Origin of the sequence: Burkholderia sp. PAMC 26561, from assembly GCF_001557535.2 — a bacterium.
Lineage (GTDB): Bacteria > Pseudomonadota > Gammaproteobacteria > Burkholderiales > Burkholderiaceae > Caballeronia.
This window is the reverse complement of sequence record NZ_CP014315.1, coordinates 891,217-907,449: the sequence shown is the minus strand read 5'-3', so window position 1 is coordinate 907,449 and position 16,233 is coordinate 891,217. Positions and strand designations below refer to the sequence as shown.

Here is a 16,233-nt window from a genome sequence, read left to right as displayed (position 1 = left end):
GGGTTGCAATGAACGCATTATTCACTCGTCCCGGTATCGCGAGAAGGTACTTGCTCGAATAGAATCGTTGCGTCAAGTGGAAAGATGAGCGTCTCAATGCCAGATGAAATCAACGACCTGCGGGTCTTCGCGCAAATGGTCGATGCAGGTAGCTTGTCGGCGGCGGCACGCCAGACCGACGGATCGGCTGCCGCCATGAGCCGGCGCCTCGCCGCACTCGAAAAGCGGCTGGGCGTGCGGCTTGTCACGCGGACGTCGCGGCGCTTCGAGTTGACCGTCGAAGGCGCGCTGTTTCACGAGCGAGCGCTCACCATCCTTCAAGCCGTCGATGACGCCGAAGCCGAGATCAGCGCGCAGGCGCGCGTGCCGCAGGGTCTGGTGTGTATTGGCGCGCCTTCCGAGATCGGGCGCAAGCAAATCGCGCCGCTGATCGAAGCGTTCTCCGACCGCTACCCTGAAGTGGAAGTACGGCTGGTGTTATCGGATATTGGCCTGGACGTGATCGATGACAATCTCGATGTAGCCTTGCGTATTGGTCTGCCGCCGGATACGGGCGTCGTCGCGAAGCGTTTGCTGTCGAGCCGGCGAATCGTTTGCGCCGCGCCTGATTATCTGGCGCGGTGCGGCACACCGCATACGCCCGCCGACCTCGCCGGGCATGATTGCATCCGGTTGGTTCGCGGCCAACGCGTGTTCGACAGATGGGTGTTTCAGGAGGACGGGCGGCGCCGGGACGTTCAGGTACGCGGGACTTTATCGACGGCAAGCGGCGAAGTGCTGCACGACTGGGCCCTCAAGGGGCGCGGCCTCGCGTTGAAGGCGCTATGGGATATAGAAGATGACTTGCGTGAAGGGCGGCTGGTGGAGTGCCTCGCGCCCTATCACTGCGATGAAATCGAGTTGTATGCGGTGTTTGCGAATCGCCGGCATATGTCGCCGCGCGTCCGGGTGTTTCTGGACTTCGTGGAACAGGCGTTCAAAGACAAGCTGTAAAGTTTCAGCCCGAAGCCAGCGGCATCCACGGATCGTTGCCGGTTGCCGGATACATCAACGACACTTCCTTACTTACACGCACGATTTCATGGATATTGTCACGGAAGTTCTCGCTCTTCTCGTAACTGATAAACGTTGCGTCCGCGACAGCGGACATGGTGAAAAGCGCGAAAGCAACGCGCTCGAGGATGGCAAAGCGGCGGGACATTTCCAAAGTTCCTAGATTCATCAACTTCGGGCATTATAAGGGTTTTCACCTATCTTTTACCAGCCTTTCGTGCAGTGCGATTGCGTAATAGACACATTCATGCGCGGTTAAAACTGCCGAATTAATCAGATTTATCGTTTCTTCATATTGAATGCGGTGCTGCTCCGCACTCTGTGTTTATTCATAGCTCCGCAATGTCATTTGATTTCAAAAGCAAAGCAGTTCCCGCATTTCCACCGGATGGTCTTGCCGCGAAGCGCGTCGTTCTGCGACGCGCCGACCTGCAACAAGCCGAAGCCATGCTTGCGTACCGCGTGGCGAATCGCGCGCATCTCGAACCCTGGGAGCCTTCGCGCGACGCCTGTTTTTATTCGACGCAAGCCGCGAACGAGCGGGCGATGCAGATGGAACACGCCATGGCCGAGGGCACGGCGCTGCATCTGCTGATTTTTTCGAATGCAGCGGACGCAGCGGATAACGCGCTGATTGGCGATTGCCACTTTACGAACATCGTTCGCGGACCGTTTCAGGCGTGCAATCTCGGGTATTCAATCGATCAGCGTTACGAAGGGCGCGGGTTGATGCATGAAGCGCTCGGTGTCGCGCTTGACTTCGTGTTCGATGCTTACAAGCTGCATCGGGTGATGGCGAGTTATCGGCCGGAGAACGAGCGCAGCGGACGATTGCTCGCCCGGCTCGGGTTCGAACACGAAGGGCTGGCGAAGGCGTACTTGAAGATCGACGGGAAGTGGGCGGACCACGTCATGACTTCGCGGGTGAATCCTGGGGATTGAGGAAGGGTTAGCCGTTTAGCCAGTTCTCAATCCGCACGCCGGGATAGTGCGCGAAGTCGCGCGCCTTATTAGTCACGAGAATCACGTCAAGTGCGACAGCGACGAATTTCCGTTTCGAAAAACTCTCGTGGTTGGCATAGTCGATCCTTTGTGTGCACAAGTATGTACTCGATCTCACAACTGACGGATTGTAAATCTACGTGTGTACCCCTGCCCCTCATTCCCCGTCACCCACCCGCACCAGCACCTTCCCGAAATTGCGTCCATCGATCATATCGAGGAAAGCTTGCGGCGCGTTCGCGAGCCCGTCCGTGACATCTTCCTGATGTTTGATCTTGCCGTCGCGCAGATATCCACCGACGTCCTTCAGGAACGCCTGCCGATACTCAGCCAGAAACTCGTAATTGATATACCCGCGCACAGTCAGACTGCGCGTCAGGATCGCGCGCATGGTGGTGGCGAGTCCATCGTCCACGCCGTCATTCTTCCCCGATGTCTGCGCCATCAGTCCGCACACCGGAACGCGCCCATATTGATTGAGCAAAGGCAAAACGGCCTTCCAGACCGCGCCGCCGATATTCTCGAAATAAACATCGATACCGCTCGGACACGCGTTCGCCAGTTGATCGGCGAAGTCAGGCGCACGGTGATCGATGGCGGCATCGAAGCCCAGTTGCTCGACCACATACGCGCATTTTTTCGCGCCGCCCGCAATGCCGACCACGCGCGCACCCACCAGCTTAGCGAGTTGCCCCACGAGCGATCCAACCGGTCCGCTCGCCGCGCCGACCACCACGGTCTCGCCGCTCTTCGGCTTGCCGATCGCGGCCATGCCCGAGTACGCGGTGAAGCCCGGCATGCCGAGCACTCCGAGATAGGCGCGGACGGGAATGCCATCGGCGGGAAGCGCGGCGAGGTTTTTTGCATCGGCTACGGCATGTGACACCCAGCCCGCCGTCACCAGAACGTGCGCGCCGGCCGGCAGCGCTGCATCCTTCGATTCGATGACCGTCGCCACGCTTTCGCCCGTCATCGGCTCACCGATCTGCACGGGTTTCGCGTACGAGCGCGCGTCGTTCATGCGGCCGCGCATATACGGATCGAGCGACAAGTAATCGACGCGCAACAGCACCTGCCCCTCTTTCGGCACGGGCATGGGCACATCTTCGAGGCGGAAATCCGTGAGCTGTGCGCGGCCGCCTGTCGGGCGAGCGGCCAGAACGATCTGCTGGGCGATGGATGCAGTCATGCGGTTCTCCGTGCGTATCGACGTGGATATCGAGGGGAACCCAGCATATACGCGCTTGACCGATTGCGCAGAACCGGACGTGTGCTTCCATGCGGACAGCGCTATTCGTGCGACGCCATGAACGCATCGATCCCGGCCGCGTCCGGCGATGTCGCCGGGCCATGCCGCGTCACCGCAATCGCAGCCGCTGCGTTTGCACGGCGTGCGGCCGTTTCCGCATTCGCGCCAGTGGCCAGCACGGCCAGGAACACGCCGGCGTGGGCATCGCCGGCACCGTTGCTGTCGACGGCCTTGACTTCGAATCCCGGCACGTACGTGAGGCTTTCGCCAACGCGCAATTCACAGCCGCGCTTGCCATCGCGAACGATTGCGAGCGCACCCGGCGCTAGACGCGAGATGATCGTATCGAAGGCGGTATCGAAGCTATCGGTCAGCGCAAAGCGCAACGCTTCCTCGCGGTTGCTCGTCCATATCGATACAACGCCCAGCATGCGATTGAGCAACGCAGGATCGATAGCGCCGACCAGCGGACCCGGATCGAATGCAACGCGCGTCCCGGCAGGCAACTGCTCCAGCCAGCCGATCAGCACCGCGCCTTTGTCGGCGAGCATCAGGCTGTAACCGCTCACATAGACTATGTCGTGCGCATTCACCGCGAGGCCGTCCAGCACGTCACGCTCGAGCACGCTTTCCGCGCCCATGTGCGAGACGAAGGTGCGCTCGGCGGATGCATCGACGATCGCCACGCAAATGCCCGTGTCCTGATCAGCCACTTCCGGACCCGCAACCTCTACGCCCTCGCGCACGAGCGCTTCGCGGGCGAGCGCACCAAAGCGGCCGCGTCCATGACCGCCCGGATAGACCACGTGCATGCCGTTGCGCCGCGCAGCGGCCATGACGTTGAAACCGCCGCCGACCTCGAAGCTCGCGTCGCGCGCGAGCACATCGCCGCCGGGCGCGGGGAGCGCGTCGATCTGCATGACGAGATCGACGATTACCTGACCCGTATGAATCAACCTGGATAGCTGCTGTGAAACTGTTTGCGTCATGCTGTTTTCCAACGTTTGGCCGAACCGCGTGCGCCGCCCAACAATGCATACACACCGGCTGCCACCACGAACGTCACGATCCATCCAAGGCCGTTACGTCCGAACCACGAACCCGAGAACACGCCGTGATAAGCGCCTGTCGAGAGGAAGCAAAAACCGAGCACGATTGCGAGTGCCCAGGCGCCGAATGCACGCCATTCGATACCGCCTTTGTACCAGTACGCGCTGCGCGGCGAGACATCGAGCAGATCCTTGGGTGAATATTCCTGACGATGAATCAGGTCCACCACAAAGATACCGACCCATGCCGTGATAGGCACCGCGAGCAACGAGATGAAGCCGATGAACGGACCGTAGAAGCTTCCCGCGATCAACATGAAGTAGATCGAGCCGGCGAAGATCACGACGACATCGACCACCACGGCTTGCACGCGCTTCACTTTCAAGCCGAGCGTGAGCGTCGTCAAGCCAGCCGAATACACGGACAAGTAGTTGGAAAGCAGCAAGCCGCCGAATGCTGTGATGAGATACGGAATCGCCATCCACGTGGGCAACATTTCGCGGATCGCGGCGATAGGATCGGTCGCCGATGCGAGATGGTCATTACCCACCGAGAGCAACGCGCCGAGCGTGACGAGCAGGATTAGCGGAATGCCGGCGCCAAATGCCGCCGATGCCACCAGCGCCGGCCCCTTCACTTTCGGCGCCTGATAGCGTGACATGTCGGCGCCGGCATTGGCCCAGCCAATACCCGTTCCCGCTGCAATCGTGCCAATGCCGATGATCACCGCGCTCAATGGCGCAGGTGCTGCATTGAACACCGCATGCCAGTCGATGGCCGTCACCAAAAACCCCGCGACCAGCAGGTTGAGCACGCCGAACACATACGTTGACCACTTCTGGATCATGAGCAGCGTCGCGTGCCCGAGCCCCGACACGATCATCGTCATCACCACGAACACCGCGATGAACACGAGCGTCAGCACGGGCGCGTCCTTCGCTTCGGCAGGCGTGCCGAACACAATGGTCGCAAGCGACAACAACACGTAAGCCGCGGTCGTGGTGTTGACGGTTTCCCAGCCGAGCCGCGAAAGCAGTGACACGATGGTCGGCCCGATGTTGCCGCGCACACCGAATATGGCGCGTGAGAGCGTCAAGCTGGGAGCATGTCCGCGCCGTCCGGCTATCGAAATGACACCGACGATTGCAAACGATCCCGCGGCGCCCACGATCGCGACCAACGCCGCCTGCCAGATCGCGAGATGCTGGAATGCGACGAGCGTGGCACCGAGCGGCAGCCCGAGAATACTGATGTTGGCGGCAAACCAGACCCAGAAAAGCTGCAGCGGATGTCCATGACATTCGCTTTCCGGTACGGGTTCGATACCGCGCGTCTCGACTTTGCGAGCGCTGTTTGACGTGCGTGACGAAGCCATCTGAGTCCGATCTCCAGATTAAAGGGAACTACGTAAAAGGCGGTAAAGCGCGTCAGGCAGTCGCGGCGCGCAGTCCAAGCAAGCGGTCGACAAGCGGTTCGAGATCAAGCGTGTTCACACGCCTGACGGTATCGATACAACTCGCCGGCAACGCGTCATAACCCGCACACGCGCCGAGGATTGCGCCGAGCATGGCCGCAATGGTGTCGGTGTCGCCACCGAGGCTCGCCGCCCTGCCCAACGATGATTCGATGCTGTTGCCGCGCCGCTCGGCATCGAAGGCGAGCGCGAACGTCGCGACCACCGATTCCTGCGATGCCACCGACGTGCCGATCACGTCGTACAGCACATTGACGACTTCATCTTCTGCACTTCGATGCATCAGTTCGCGCGCCTGGCGAATGCGCGGCGCAATGCGTCCGCCCGCAACCCAGAAGCCGCGCGTTTCGGCGGCTTGCGCCATCGCGATGCCGGCTTCAAGCGCTTCGCCCAGAGTCGCGCCATTGAGCCCGGCCGATACCGCCGCTGCCACCGCCGCCGCGCTCGATATGCCAAGCGTGGTGTTATGCGTGACGACGCAAGACTGCACGACTGCATCGATAAACCGTTCCTGCCGGCGCAGATCGAACGCGATGCCGACCGGCGTCACGCGCATGGCCGCGCCGTTCGTGGTGCCAAAACGTCCCGTGCGCAACGGATCTTCACCCGCGGTGATGCGTTCGATAGCCTGTTTCGTCGATGGCCCGAGCAGGTCCAGCGAACCGCGCGCCTTCATCGACGCTTCCCATTCAATCAACGCGTGCGCGAACGCGAGGGGTTCGATCGTGCCGTTGTTATCGGCGAGAAGATGCGCAACGAGAATGGCCTGCTCGGTGTCGTCGGTGATCGAACCCGCCGGCATGTCCGGTGCGATCGGCTGATCGGGAAACGCGCTTTCAAGCTTATCGATACGGCCGAACTGCTCGACGATCCGTTCGCGGCTGAGCGATTGCGTTGGCATGCCGAACGCGTCGCCCAATGCCAGTCCATAGAACGCGCCCCGGGCGCGATCGGTCAATGTAGGGTGAGTCGAATGCAAAGACGAAGACATCAGAATTCCAGGTGTAGTGCAAAAAAAGCCGGGTCCAGCAAGCTCACGACATACTCGATAATGCGGTCCTCCCGATCACGCGTGAGCCGCCGCGAACGCAGGAACGACGTGCCCGCGCGACGCTTGAGCAGGCGTGCATCGGCAGCTTCCAGGCCAGTTACTTCCGCCCACTGCTCGCCGTGATGCGGCACCATGCCATGCTCGATCAGCGTCCGGTTCAGCGACCCGCCCACGAGACCTTCAAGCGGCAGCGCCGCGAGGTCATCGTTGAAAGGCAGACGGCTGCGTTCCAGCGAAATACATTGCCCTTCGGCGCCCATCACCCGCATCCGGTCGATGGCGACAAACGTGCTGCGCTCGAGCTTCAGTTCCTGCGCGAGCGTCTCGTCTTCAACCAGCGCGATCTGCAGCAAACGCGTTTGCGCGCCGCCTGCTTTTTCTATCGCGGTGGTCCAGCCGAGCGTGCCGTCGATGTTCTGCCCGTTGAACGTCACGAAAGAACCGATACCGCCCTTGCGTGTAATCAATCCGCCATTGGTCAGGAGATCGAGTCCCTTGCGAACCGTGTTGCGACTGACCGCGAACCGCTCGACCAGTTCGTTCTCGCTTTCCAGTTGCTGCCCATAAGGCAGGCGTCCCGTCAAAATCTCCTGCTCGATCGTGGCGGCGACCATATGCGCCTTCGAACGCCCGACCTCCGCCGCTTTTACTGCTCGTTTTGCCATTTGCCACCCCTGTGCTCATCAGGAACCGGACCGTCCGGTCCCTGCAAAAGCACAAGTATGCACATGTTTTTCTTAAAATCGTTGCACGATGCCCAACTGGAAGCCACGCGCGTCGGCGCCGTTGTACGCAAGCGGCAAGCCGGCATTTGCCGAACCCGCCAGCCGGTACGCCGCCTGCCCGCGGTTTTGCAGGAACGACAACGCGCTGTAGATGTTGGTCCGCTTCGACAACGAATACGTATAGAGCGCCGAGATCTGGCTGGCGTTATTGCCCTGCCCGGTTTCATCGTGGAGATAGGTGTAGCCCGCGGCCAATGCACTCGAAGGCGTGAACTGATACAGCGCCGATGCGCCATAAACATTCACGTCAAGGTTGATGTCGCGCCACTTCGAGCCGCTCCATCCGGCGAACAGCGTGGTCTTGCCGATTTGATACGAAAGACCCGCTTCCTCGGTTCTGTCGGTCGCGGTGCCGTCCGCGCTCTTGACCGCCTGCGCCGCGAAAACCGCGCCGACCGGACCATGCGTGTAAGTCACGTCGGCCTGGTAACTGGAGCCTGCGGAGCGCACGCCGCCGGCATCGCCAAAACCCGAATAGAGGCTGAATTGCAGGCCGCCCATCACCGGCGACGTGTACGACACCGTATTGCTCGTGCGCACCGTGAACGTCATCAAGTTGCTGAAGCCGGATGCCTGCGTGGCCGCGCCGAATGCGTCGAGACCGCCTTGATCGTTGAAGATCGGCGAGTTCTGGCGGCCCGCGCGCACCTCACCCCATCCGCCTGAAATGCCCACCCACGCCTGACGGTTGAACATGCTTCCCGGCGATGCGAAGGTGCCATCGTTCGGATTGAAACCATTCTGCAAATCGAAATTGATGTGGTTGCCCCCGCCAATGTCCTCGGTGCCGCGCAAGCCGACGCGGCTCGCCCATTGTCCCGACGAACCGACCGCGCCCGTATAACCGCTGCCCGTGTTCACCACCTGCACGAATTCATCGACGATGCCATACAACGTGACGCTCGATTGCGCCTTCGCCGCCGGGGCGAGACAGATCAGGACCAGTGCGGCCGGAATGCGGATGTTCATGGCGGGCGACGTGAATTGAGACGATGAATAAGCAGGCCGCAAGTCGCGGCGACTTGTTCCTTTCCTGCACCTTTAAAAAGTACATGTAGGAACATGTACGTAATTTAAGGCGACATATTGAACTGGTCAAGCGGGAATTAATGAGGGGAAACCCTTGGGGGAATGGAGGGACTGAACGGCGGGGAATGTAGTGGAAAACGGGCCGCATCAGAGTGCAAGCCCGTGTGATGCGTGGAATCAGCCGGCGTCGCCGTCGCTGATCAGGGTTTGTGCGCCACGGAGGTGATCGACGAGATAACGCAACAGCGCGGCGATGTCGCCGAACTCGACGAAGCCGGGTGTCACACCGTCGTCGAACAGCGGCGAGCCGTTCAGCTTGTCCGTGATCGCCAGACCGTTGAACGATGCAACCGGAATGCGCTCGCCCGACTCGATGCGAAACGTGTTGCCGCTGGTGGCGGCATCGCGAAGACGCATCAGGAACTGGACTTCAGGCGTTCTAAGTTCGGAGAAGTCGTGCGCTTCGAAAAAATCGGCGACCGCGAGAATTGCGTTCGTGCCCGCTACCCGCAGCACCACGGACAAGCGTTGCGGGTCCTGATGGAACGCCGCCCACGATTGCGCCACGCCCAGCGCCTCACCTTCAACACCGGGCGTACCGTCTTCCATGTGCGTCTGCGGCTCGGAACGTGAACGCTTGCGCCTGAGCAAGGTGTTGGCCGCAGCGAGATCGGGCGGCGTCTTGTCCTTGTCGATCCAGCTTCCCACCGTGCTCGCATACAGCACGAGCGCGAGCAACTGCTCCTCGATCAACGCGATGCCCAGCTCGACCGGGTCCATGCCGTTTTTCCTGACCATATTCGTCTCCTGTCTCCTGTTCGTGCATTTGCGCTGCGGATTCATGATGCGATGACATCAAATCTTTTCAGCTTTTCAAATCCGCCGGGATCTGACCGCCGTTGTCTGCAAGCTTCTGCATGACTTGTTTGTGCAACCATATATTCATCGCAGCACTGTCTTCGGTGCTTCCTGGATAGTTGAGTTCGGCGGCGAGTTCCTTGCGGGCATCCAGCGAACTGTCCAGATCGAGCAGCTTCAGCAAATCCACAATCGATGAACGCCAGTTCAATTGCGTGTTGACGCCCCCTTGCCGCTCGATCAGTACGGCTTCGACATCGACCGGCGGCAGCGCGGCAACCGGAGGCTGGACGTTGCTCGCCGCGACGGTCGATCCGCTTGAGGGATCAGCATTCGGCGATGGCGGCGCAGCGGGCGCGGTCGCACCCGCCGACGCTGTATTCGCCGGATGATCTTGCGGAAATATCTTGTTGAGGATGTTGGTAAAAGTGCTCATGACGTCTCTCCGGCAGGTCTTTGATTGCAAGCTCCTGCATCACATGCGCAACCTTCGTTCCACAGTCGGCACGCGCGCCAATTCACGCAGGCGTTCAACACCGTCGCTCATCAATAGCGTGTTTTGTGTGCCATCCCTGAATCGCAGCGATACCGTCTCAGCTTGCTCATCGCGCTTGCCTACCGTCAGAAAAACCGGGACGCGCTGCTCGCGTGCATCGACGACCTTCCGTTCGAGGCGCTCGGGCCTGTCATCGAACATGACTCGCAGGCCCGCGTCCTCCAGCGCGTTCGTCACCCGCTGACCGTATGCGATGCTGGCCTCTGAAACCGTCGCCACCGCGACCTGATCCGGCGCGAGCCACAGCGGCAACCAGCCTTCGTGATGTTCAAGCAGCATCGCAATGAACCGCTCCATGCTGCCGAGCACCGCGTGGTGAATCATCACCGGACGTATGTGTTCATCGTGGTCATTCACGAAGTTCGCATCGAGTCGATCGGGCAGCACGAAATCAAGCTGGATCGTGCCGCATTGCCAGTTGCGGCCACGACTGTCGACAAGATGGAACTCGAGCTTTGGACCGTAGAAAGCGCCTTCGCCTGGACGTAGCTCGAAGTCCAGGCCGGCGGCAGACGCGGCCTTTGCAAGCGATGCTTCCGCGCGATCCCAGACGTCATCCGCGCCCGCGCGCTGCTCGGGCCGCGTTGCGAGCATGACGTTGAACGTGGAGAAGCCGAGATCCGCGTAGACCACACGAAGCAGATCGCAGAACCTTCGTACTTCGGCTTCTATCTGATCCTCGGCGCAGAAGACGTGCGCGTCGTCCTGCGTAAAGGCGCGCGTGCGCTTCAGGCCTTCGAGCGAACCGGACGGTTCGTCGCGATGACATGCGCCGAACTCGCTGTATCGAATCGGCAGATCACGGTAAGAGCGAATACGCTGCTTGAAAATCTGCACATGACAGGGACAGCTCATGGGCTTGAGACAATACGCGCGGTGCTCTTCGGCGTCGCTGAGCGAGTACATGCCCGACTGGAATTTGTCCCAATGCCCGCTGCGCTCCCAGAGCGAACGCGCGAGGAGTTGCGGCGTGCGCACTTCGCGAAACCCCGCGCTACGCATTCGACGCCGCATGTAATCCTCGATCACGCGATACAACGCCCACCCGCGCGGATGCCAGAACACCATGCCGGGCCCTTCGTCCTGTTGATGAAAAAGATCCAGCTTGCTACCCAATTGACGATGATCGATATCGTTCATGACTCACTCCGTTTCGTGGTTGATCTTTGAAACCGGAACGGAGGGGCGAAGGGCCGCACAACGCAAAAGGCCCCGACCGTTTCCGGCGGGGCCTTCTGGAATCGCACATTCAAGCTTTAATACGCGCGACCTTCAGACGACCCGCCTGTGCAGGTGGTCGTGGTGGTCGCGGTCGTAAGGGCGAAGAGATGCGAGTTCATGAGACAAACAATAAATGGCTTAAGGGTTTGCCGTCAACATCAATATTGCATTGCAATCTCAGACGAACGTGGTCACCGGCGCGACCGCAGCCGGATCGCTGATACTCGTGCGGCCGTTCTCGACGTGCCCGGCAAGACGGCGCACGAACGAAGCGTCGTCGTTACTGGTGATGCTCAGGTCGTACCAGTGATGGCTTGCCGCTAGAATCCACGGCTCTTCGATCGAACCGAGCGGCGGCACGATCACATGTCGCGGTTGCGCGCCGTAGGCGTTATCGATCACCGATAACTTCGCGAAGCCTCCCCCCTTGCTCGAGAACTTCAGGAACACGTTGCCGTTCGCCACGTCGTACTGCGCGACAACTTCCGGATGAGCCGGTTTGTTGAACAAACCGCCGCCCTTCGACTGCGCTGCATTGCCCGCGAACTCGCGCACGAAACCGTTGGGTCCGTACACCGTGAATGCATAGACGCCTGCAGTCGTGCTGAGATCGAACGTTTCACGCAACGTCTTGCCGGCCTCGACCGTATAGCGCCACGGGCCATCGGTGCGGTTCGCGGAGTACACGTAGAAGTGCGCGCCTTGCGAACCCGTATTGGAGAATTGCAGCGCGAACTGCTTGCGGTCTGCGTCTACCTGACTGTTCACGTGCAACTCATAGGGCAACGCACGGGCGAAACGCGTACCGGGTTCCTGCGGATCGATCACGCCCGGCACAGCCGGAACCGTGGGTGCGGGCTGCGTGGCGCACTGGTTATCGGCGATAGTCTTGTAGTTGCTCGTGTCCGGCAGCGTCGGCATCTGTGCGTCAGGCGTACGGAAGTCGAATGCCGTGGTCAGGTCGCCGCAAACCGCACGACGCCACGGCGTGATGTTCGGCTCCATCACGCCGAAACGCGTTTCGATAAAACGGATCACCGACGTGTGATCGAACACTTGCGAGCACACGAAACCACCCTTGGTCCACGGCGATACGACCGTCATCGGCACGCGCGGTCCGAGGCCGTACGGAAGACCATCGGCGGTATAGCTGCCGCCGCGGCCCGGATTGACGACCGTATGCAGCTCGCCGTCGGTCGTCACCGTCGACAAACCTTGCGACCGCGATGTCGGCGGTTGCGGCGGCACGACGTGATCGAAGAAACCGTCGTTCTCGTCGTACATGATGAACAACACAGTCTTGCTCCAGACTTCCGGATTCGCCGTGAGCGCGTCCAGAATCTGCGACGTGTATTCGGCCCCGTAAGCCGGCGTGTATTTCGGATGCTCGGAGTAAGCGGCCGGCGGGCACAGCCACGACACTTGCGGCAGCTTGTTCGCAAGGACGTCGGCCTTGAGGTCGTCGAGGGTGCGCACGGCATTTGCGCGCTGCTGCAGCGAAGACCCCTGCGGCGCGTTGATGATGTTCGTGAAGTTCTGCAGGATGTTCGTGCCGTAGTTGCCGTTGAGCGGATCGGCGCCGGTCAGGCCTTGCTGGTAGATCTGCCACGAGACGCCCGCAGCTTCCAGACGCTCGGGATACGTGGTCCACGAGAGCAACTGGTATTGCGGAGGACCGTCGCCATCGACGAAATCATTGTTGTCGAGCAGCGGACCGCCGAGGGTGCCGGTCGGATCGACCGTACCCGTCATCAGGTACGAGCGGTTCGGATGGGTCGGGCCCGGCAGCGAGCAGAAGTAGGCATCGCAGACGGTGAACGCATCGGCGAGCGCATAGTGAAACGGAATGTCGCTGCGCAGGTGATAGCCCATCGTCATGTCGGTCTTGTTCGCGGGCCATTGATCGTAGCGGCCGCCATCGATGGCGGCGTGCGTCTTGTACCAGGAATGATCCAGGTCGCCCACGCATTGCGCGCTGGTGGTCTGCGTGTTCAGATGAAATGGCAGAACGGGCTTCGTTGCGTCTTCCTGCGACGGCTGGAACCATACCGGCTTGCCGTTGGGTAGCGGGATCGGGAAGCGGTCGTTAAAGCCGCGAACACCGCGCATATGGCCCATGTAGTGATCGAACGAGCGGTTCTCCTGCATGAACACCACAATGTGTTCGACGTCGTTGATCGATCCCGAACGGTGCGATGCGGGGATCGCCAGCGCCTTGCGGATCGACTCGGGGAATACGGTCAACGCGGCGGCAGCGCCGGCTGATGTGGCAACGGTTTGCAGGAAACGGCGACGGCTGTTCAATGTCATCGTGCTTCACCTTTTAATGTGTTTTGAAGGGACGGCGATACGGCTTCGGTCGTGAAGGAAACGATCGAATGGGGATGGTTCATTGCGTTGTGTCGGGTGGAGAATGCGTGACCGGTGCGACCTGTTGCGTGTCTGCTGCAAGACTCGTCTGTGCGGCGGCAATGGCGCTGCTGGCCGCCAGTTCGCCGGAAGGCGCGGCTTGCACCAATGGTTCGATTGCACTCGCCGGCAGCGCCGGGTTTGCCGCAACCTGGGTGGCGCTGAAACTTTCGTGGTCATCCGGACCGCACGCCGCAAGGGCGAGCGTAGTCAACGCGAGTATCGCGATTCGTCTCATGATGTCTCCGCCTGTTCGATGCACTTGAATATCTGCGATGACGCTTCTCCTTTCATCGCGGTCGCCAGTGTGCGGATGCTTCAAGAATATTTTGTGAAACGTTTGCGAAGACTTGGTAAGGCGCTCTTTCTATCAAATAGCTTACGGCTCGATATCTTTAAGCTGACGTCCAATATTTCTCATTCAAACTAGTTGCATAGCGAATCACTTTGTTTTATCGTGTATCCATGTTCGATCACTGCATTTACTTCAACACAACGGCCCTCGCGCGAACCCTCGAGCGTGAATGGACTGCTGCGTACAAACCGTTTGGCCTGACTCCGCCACAGGGATTCATGCTGCGTGCGGTGCTGGCCAAACCAGGGATCGTGCAAAGCGAGCTTGCCGCGGAACTCGCCATATCCCGGTCAACGGCCACCAGGACGCTCGATGGTCTGCAGAAGCTGATGTTGATCGAGCGGAGATTGACGGAGTCGGATGGACGGGAAACGGCTCTTTATCCGACCCATGAAGCAGTGCAGATCAGGGATCAACTGAACGCTGCAAGCGCCGGAGTGACGCGGCGCCTGAAGGCTGAAATGGGCGAGGATTGTTTCGTTACGACAGTTGCGAGCGTGAAAGAAGCACGGTCGAGCATCGACTGATTTTTTTCCTGAATAGTTGTATAGCGAACTAAATGGAGCTGAAAATGCCTATCCTGAACGTGAAAGTAAGCGGTGAAAAGTCGGCCGAAAAAGTTTTGGCGATCTCGGACATGTTGCTTGAATTGACGTCTTCCTTGCTGGGGAAGAAACGCGACGTCACGGCGATCACGATCCAGTTCGTGAATCCGGATAGCTGGGTGATCGCGGGCAAGCCGCTGACCGAACATAAGAAAGCAAGCTTCTATATGGACATCAAGGTCACCGACGAGACCAATACCAAAGACGAAAAAGCGCGTTACATAGCGGAGGTGTACGCAGGGTTCGCGCGAATCCTGGGCGAGCTGCATGAAGAGAGTTATATCTACGTAGAAGATGTGAGAGCGGCGTCCTACGGGTACGGCGGACGCACCCAGGAATACCGGTATCATCATTGACGTCACGGGCAAACGCCGGCGCGGCGACTTCAAGCGTCGGCGTGTTGCACCCCGGGCTCATAAAAACAGCGCAAACAATTGTCGTGGACATTCACGAGATTGCTGGCCGAGCCATGCGGCAATCGCGTCGATAACGCCCTCCGCCATGCAAGCCAAGATACTGCCTCGGTCAGCGTCATTCATCACTAAGCACCGCCTTAATTCGCCAGCACCTCGACGATGCAAACCACCATGGTGAAGGCCCCGATGCAGCCCGCCAACGTAGCCGCTGCTTTAGCAAAAGGTGACATGTGCGCCCCGATCAAATTAGAGTGAGCGCATTCTATATGCATTTGAAATAAATCTGAAAGCAAAAAGAAATGTTCTTTTAAGCACCTTTTCCGTCGTCCTTGTCGGCGAAGTAACGTGCCGGCGGTTTGCCGAGCGCTTTCTTGAACATCGTGATGAAAGCGCTGACCGATTCATAGCCAAGATCCTCTGCCACGCGCTGTACCAACGCCCCCGCGGAAAGCCGCTGCAGCGCAATGATGATGTGCAGTTGCTGGCGCCATCGGCCAAAGCTCATGCCCGTTTCGCGCAGAACAAGGCGTGTGAGCGTGCGTTCACTCATTGCGACCCGCGTGCCCCACTCGGCCGCCGTGCTCCGGTCGGCGGGATCGACCGTGAGCGCATTGGCAATATGGCGCAGCTTCGGATCTTCCGAAATCGGCAAATGGAGTTGCTCGGTTTTCATCTCTGTGAGTTCGTCCAGCAGGACGCTGACGAGCCGGCCAGTCGGGCCATCGATGTCATAGATCTGCGGAAGCGCGGCAAGCCGTTGGATCAACTCGATCAACAACGGCGAAAGCGAAAGCGTGCAACACGTATCCGGCAGCGCGGCCGCGAGCGGATCGACGTACAGGAAACAAAGACGGCCGTTAGCCGTCACGCGGTTACTGTGCAACATGCCGCCCGGTACCCACACGCCGCATTGCGGCGGCACCATCCAGAGACCATCGGACACTTCGCACGTCACGCCGCCGCGCAACGCAACAACCAGTTGGCCCTTGCTGTGCCGATGCATCGGCAACTCGCTCTCGTTCTCCACCACATCTACGCGCACGGCGTTCGCGGGCTGATGCATGGTGTCCGGATCAAAACTCGTCAGAGTGGCGCGAAGGATCGACATAGCGTCTTTGAC

At 60.0% G+C, this 16,233-nt stretch carries 17 protein-coding genes and 1 pseudogene; 4 read left to right on the top strand and 14 right to left on the bottom strand.

Annotation, left to right across the window (positions count from 1 at the left end; genetic code table 11):
- Nucleotides 1-96: 96 nt before the first annotated feature.
- On the top strand, nt 97-993 hold the full coding sequence (locus AXG89_RS38730; protein WP_119024871.1) for a LysR family transcriptional regulator: 897 nt from the start codon (nt 97-99) through the stop codon (nt 991-993).
- Nucleotides 994-997: 4 nt separating this feature from the next.
- On the opposite strand, the gene AXG89_RS38725 is transcribed toward AXG89_RS38730, so the two are convergent.
- Nucleotides 998-1,201: a hypothetical protein gene (locus AXG89_RS38725; protein ID WP_075358314.1), complete on the bottom strand. Its 204-nt coding sequence runs from the start codon at nt 1,199-1,201 to the stop codon at nt 998-1,000.
- Between the two features lie 194 nt (nt 1,202-1,395).
- On the opposite strand from AXG89_RS38725, the gene AXG89_RS38720 reads away from it, so the two are divergent.
- Nucleotides 1,396-1,995: a GNAT family N-acetyltransferase gene (locus tag AXG89_RS38720; protein ID WP_075358313.1), complete on the top strand. Its 600-nt coding sequence runs from the start codon at nt 1,396-1,398 to the stop codon at nt 1,993-1,995.
- Between the two features lie 7 nt (nt 1,996-2,002).
- Here AXG89_RS38720 and AXG89_RS43990 read toward each other — a convergent pair.
- The 12 genes and pseudogenes from AXG89_RS43990 to AXG89_RS38660 form a co-directional block, all read right to left on the bottom strand.
- A pseudogene (locus tag AXG89_RS43990) lies at nt 2,003-2,095 on the bottom strand (VapC toxin family PIN domain ribonuclease); the annotation flags it as partial.
- Between the two features lie 117 nt (nt 2,096-2,212).
- Nucleotides 2,213-3,244 (bottom strand): NADP-dependent oxidoreductase, encoded by a 1,032-nt coding sequence (locus AXG89_RS38710; protein ID WP_119024819.1) that lies wholly within the window; start codon nt 3,242-3,244, stop codon nt 2,213-2,215.
- A 101-nt stretch (nt 3,245-3,345) separates the two neighbouring features.
- Nucleotides 3,346-4,293 carry a PfkB family carbohydrate kinase gene (locus AXG89_RS38705; protein ID WP_075358311.1) on the bottom strand — a complete coding sequence of 316 codons (948 nt, stop codon included), beginning with the start codon at nt 4,291-4,293 and terminating at the stop codon, nt 3,346-3,348.
- The gene (locus AXG89_RS38700; RefSeq protein ID WP_119024818.1) at nt 4,290-5,729 is read right to left on the bottom strand and encodes a purine-cytosine permease family protein; all 1,440 of its coding nucleotides are present in this window, start codon (nt 5,727-5,729) and stop codon (nt 4,290-4,292) included. The genes AXG89_RS38705 and AXG89_RS38700 overlap by 4 nt, the downstream gene beginning before the upstream one ends.
- A gap of 52 nt (nt 5,730-5,781) precedes the next feature.
- Complete coding sequence (locus tag AXG89_RS38695; RefSeq protein WP_075358310.1) at nt 5,782-6,819, bottom strand: ADP-ribosylglycohydrolase family protein; 1,038 nt, start codon at nt 6,817-6,819, stop codon at nt 5,782-5,784.
- Complete coding sequence (locus AXG89_RS38690) at nt 6,819-7,544, bottom strand: GntR family transcriptional regulator (protein ID WP_062002129.1); 726 nt, start codon at nt 7,542-7,544, stop codon at nt 6,819-6,821. The genes AXG89_RS38695 and AXG89_RS38690 overlap by 1 nt, the downstream gene beginning before the upstream one ends.
- Before the next feature lie 72 nt (nt 7,545-7,616).
- Nucleotides 7,617-8,633 (bottom strand): porin, encoded by a 1,017-nt coding sequence (locus AXG89_RS38685; RefSeq protein WP_062002130.1) that lies wholly within the window; start codon nt 8,631-8,633, stop codon nt 7,617-7,619.
- 237 nt (nt 8,634-8,870) lie between these two features.
- Nucleotides 8,871-9,491: a hypothetical protein gene (locus AXG89_RS38680; protein ID WP_062002425.1), complete on the bottom strand. Its 621-nt coding sequence runs from the start codon at nt 9,489-9,491 to the stop codon at nt 8,871-8,873.
- Between the two features lie 67 nt (nt 9,492-9,558).
- Entirely contained in the window at nt 9,559-9,987 is a 429-nt protein-coding gene (locus AXG89_RS38675) for a DUF3597 domain-containing protein (RefSeq protein WP_075358309.1), read from the bottom strand.
- Between the two features lie 39 nt (nt 9,988-10,026).
- Nucleotides 10,027-11,247: a threonine--tRNA ligase gene (thrS, locus tag AXG89_RS38670; RefSeq protein WP_075358308.1), complete on the bottom strand. Its 1,221-nt coding sequence runs from the start codon at nt 11,245-11,247 to the stop codon at nt 10,027-10,029.
- 258 nt (nt 11,248-11,505) lie between these two features.
- Nucleotides 11,506-13,638, bottom strand: coding sequence for a phosphocholine-specific phospholipase C (locus AXG89_RS38665; RefSeq protein ID WP_075358307.1), 2,133 nt, complete (start codon nt 13,636-13,638; stop codon nt 11,506-11,508).
- Nucleotides 13,639-13,717: 79 nt separating this feature from the next.
- Nucleotides 13,718-13,975: a hypothetical protein gene (locus AXG89_RS38660; protein ID WP_075358306.1), complete on the bottom strand. Its 258-nt coding sequence runs from the start codon at nt 13,973-13,975 to the stop codon at nt 13,718-13,720.
- A 227-nt stretch (nt 13,976-14,202) separates the two neighbouring features.
- Between AXG89_RS38660 and AXG89_RS38655 the strand changes: the two genes are divergently transcribed.
- Both AXG89_RS38655 and AXG89_RS38650 read left to right on the top strand, forming a co-directional pair.
- The gene (locus AXG89_RS38655; protein ID WP_075358305.1) at nt 14,203-14,619 is read left to right on the top strand and encodes a MarR family winged helix-turn-helix transcriptional regulator; all 417 of its coding nucleotides are present in this window, start codon (nt 14,203-14,205) and stop codon (nt 14,617-14,619) included.
- Nucleotides 14,620-14,663: 44 nt separating this feature from the next.
- Nucleotides 14,664-15,053 carry a tautomerase family protein gene (locus tag AXG89_RS38650; RefSeq protein WP_075358447.1) on the top strand — a complete coding sequence of 130 codons (390 nt, stop codon included), beginning with the start codon at nt 14,664-14,666 and terminating at the stop codon, nt 15,051-15,053.
- A 367-nt stretch (nt 15,054-15,420) separates the two neighbouring features.
- On the opposite strand, the gene AXG89_RS38645 is transcribed toward AXG89_RS38650, so the two are convergent.
- On the bottom strand, nt 15,421-16,221 hold the full coding sequence (locus AXG89_RS38645; RefSeq protein WP_062002136.1) for an AraC family transcriptional regulator: 801 nt from the start codon (nt 16,219-16,221) through the stop codon (nt 15,421-15,423).
- Nucleotides 16,222-16,233: the final 12 nt, after the last annotated feature.

What these genes read in the sequence shown, in the direction of transcription:
- AXG89_RS38710 (WP_119024819.1), bottom strand. Translation starts at nt 3,244, where the DNA reads ATGACTGCATCCATCGCCCAGCAGATCGTTCTGGCCGCTCGCCCGACA.
- AXG89_RS38690 (WP_062002129.1), bottom strand. Translation starts at nt 7,544, where the DNA reads ATGGCAAAACGAGCAGTAAAAGCGGCGGAGGTCGGGCGTTCGAAGGCG.
- AXG89_RS38705 (WP_075358311.1), bottom strand. Translation starts at nt 4,293, where the DNA reads ATGACGCAAACAGTTTCACAGCAGCTATCCAGGTTGATTCATACGGGT.
- AXG89_RS38720 (WP_075358313.1), top strand. Translation starts at nt 1,396, where the DNA reads ATGTCATTTGATTTCAAAAGCAAAGCAGTTCCCGCATTTCCACCGGAT.
- AXG89_RS38650 (WP_075358447.1), top strand. Translation starts at nt 14,664, where the DNA reads ATGCCTATCCTGAACGTGAAAGTAAGCGGTGAAAAGTCGGCCGAAAAA.
- AXG89_RS38695 (WP_075358310.1), bottom strand. Translation starts at nt 6,819, where the DNA reads ATGTCTTCGTCTTTGCATTCGACTCACCCTACATTGACCGATCGCGCC.
- AXG89_RS38700 (WP_119024818.1), bottom strand. Translation starts at nt 5,729, where the DNA reads ATGGCTTCGTCACGCACGTCAAACAGCGCTCGCAAAGTCGAGACGCGC.
- thrS (WP_075358308.1), bottom strand. Translation starts at nt 11,247, where the DNA reads ATGAACGATATCGATCATCGTCAATTGGGTAGCAAGCTGGATCTTTTT.
- AXG89_RS38655 (WP_075358305.1), top strand. Translation starts at nt 14,203, where the DNA reads ATGTTCGATCACTGCATTTACTTCAACACAACGGCCCTCGCGCGAACC.
- AXG89_RS38665 (WP_075358307.1), bottom strand. Translation starts at nt 13,638, where the DNA reads ATGACATTGAACAGCCGTCGCCGTTTCCTGCAAACCGTTGCCACATCA.
- AXG89_RS38725 (WP_075358314.1), bottom strand. Translation starts at nt 1,201, where the DNA reads ATGTCCCGCCGCTTTGCCATCCTCGAGCGCGTTGCTTTCGCGCTTTTC.
- AXG89_RS38680 (WP_062002425.1), bottom strand. Translation starts at nt 9,491, where the DNA reads ATGGTCAGGAAAAACGGCATGGACCCGGTCGAGCTGGGCATCGCGTTG.
- AXG89_RS38645 (WP_062002136.1), bottom strand. Translation starts at nt 16,221, where the DNA reads ATGTCGATCCTTCGCGCCACTCTGACGAGTTTTGATCCGGACACCATG.
- AXG89_RS38660 (WP_075358306.1), bottom strand. Translation starts at nt 13,975, where the DNA reads ATGAGACGAATCGCGATACTCGCGTTGACTACGCTCGCCCTTGCGGCG.
- AXG89_RS38675 (WP_075358309.1), bottom strand. Translation starts at nt 9,987, where the DNA reads ATGAGCACTTTTACCAACATCCTCAACAAGATATTTCCGCAAGATCAT.
- AXG89_RS38685 (WP_062002130.1), bottom strand. Translation starts at nt 8,633, where the DNA reads ATGAACATCCGCATTCCGGCCGCACTGGTCCTGATCTGTCTCGCCCCG.
- AXG89_RS38730 (WP_119024871.1), top strand. Translation starts at nt 97, where the DNA reads ATGCCAGATGAAATCAACGACCTGCGGGTCTTCGCGCAAATGGTCGAT.